2 protein-coding genes are annotated in these 1,384 nt (G+C 39.4%); both read left to right on the top strand.

Annotation, left to right across the window (positions count from 1 at the left end):
- Positions 1–95 precede the first annotated feature (95 nt).
- Positions 96–713, top strand: a complete 618-nt coding sequence (locus tag B7C60_RS00215) for an HAD family hydrolase (RefSeq protein WP_099609947.1) — start codon at positions 96–98, stop codon at positions 711–713.
- 156 nt (positions 714–869) lie between these two features.
- On the top strand, positions 870–1,384 hold a 515-nt coding region (locus B7C60_RS00205; RefSeq protein ID WP_245868335.1), incomplete at its 3' end, for a S1 family peptidase.

The raw sequence follows: 1,384 nt of genomic DNA, 5'->3' as shown, positions 1-1,384 counted from the left end.
TTTGGTTGAGCATTTGAGGTTACGGCTGGTTAGTTTGAGCGCAGTGGTTTGCGTTGCCTGCCCCTTAATGCGGCGTTATGTGAAAGGAGTAAAATGTGAGTTCTGCTAATATTAAAAATATAGTTTTTGATATCGGGAATGTTGTAGTTCGTTGGGCTCCGTTGGAGATTATTAGGCTGACTTTCGGTGAAAGCTGCTCTGTCGAAGATAAAGCGAAGTCAATATTTCAGTCTGAAACATGGCTAAGTTTGAATAAAGGCCAGTTGACTGAAAATGAAGCTAAAGCTCAGTACAAAGAAACTTTAGGATTAACTGATTTAGAGTGTGAGCGTCTGTTCTATTATGTTAAACAAACACAAATTCTCATTTTTGGCTCAGTTGATCTTATCAAACGCTGTAAATCTGCTGGCTATAATGTTCTAGCGTTGACCGATAACGTACATGAAATAGTCTCTCATTTGAAAACAGCTTACACATTTTGGGGTTTGTTCGATGGAGCAATCGTTTCTGCCGAAGTCGGCTTATTGAAACCTCAGCGTGAAATCTACCTATCACTCCTTTCTCAATATGATCTCAATGCCGCAGAAACGGCATTCATCGATGACATGCTATACAATGTTCAAGGTGCAGAGTCGGTTGGTATAAAAGGAATTCAATTTGAAAGTGCTTTCCAATGTGAGCAAGCCTTAAAGTCATTAGGAATTCAGCTTTAACTCATTGAAATTTCACATAACAAACGCTTCAAGAGGGACAGCCAACGCGTGGCATTTTTACTATGCGTTGGTTTTTGTGATTACGATGTTATGCGGAAAGTTGGTAGTAGCGTTGGCTGCCCCTTAAGCGGGCGTTAGTTTGCAAAGGAGATTCAAGTGCAATTATTTACTCAACAAGTAGTTACAATAGGAAAAGTTACGCCTCAACATATTGAAATGTTGGGTACAGGATTTTTTATTTCAAAAAACAAAGTAGCGACTACGCGCCATGTAGTTGGAAATCAAAGCGAAGGTATTGTAATTCTTGCGCCGCATATTAATGACATTAATGCATATCAGGATACATCGGATAATCGTTGTCGACCAATACAAGCTCAAATAGTAGATATTGATCCGATTAAAGATTTAGCAATCTTAGAAATTGATGGAGAACTAACTGGAAGGCTTCCAGAAATTGGTGGTTTTGATGAGGTTAGTGTTTCAGAAGAGGTCGGTATTTTTGGTTTTCCACATAGTGTTGAAGGTCGAAGGGTTCTAACATTCCAAAAAGCTGAAGTGGGAGCTAAGGTTCTGCTTAATTCAAATGGCATTAAGAGCAAGCATGCTGTTATCAATATTCAATCACGTCCTGGGCAATCAGGGTCATTGGTTTTCTCTCCGCGTCTCAATAA

It is taken from the genome of Vibrio fujianensis, assembly GCF_002749895.1.
GTDB lineage: Bacteria > Pseudomonadota > Gammaproteobacteria > Enterobacterales > Vibrionaceae > Vibrio > Vibrio fujianensis.
This window is presented reverse-complemented; position numbering and strand designations above follow the sequence as displayed.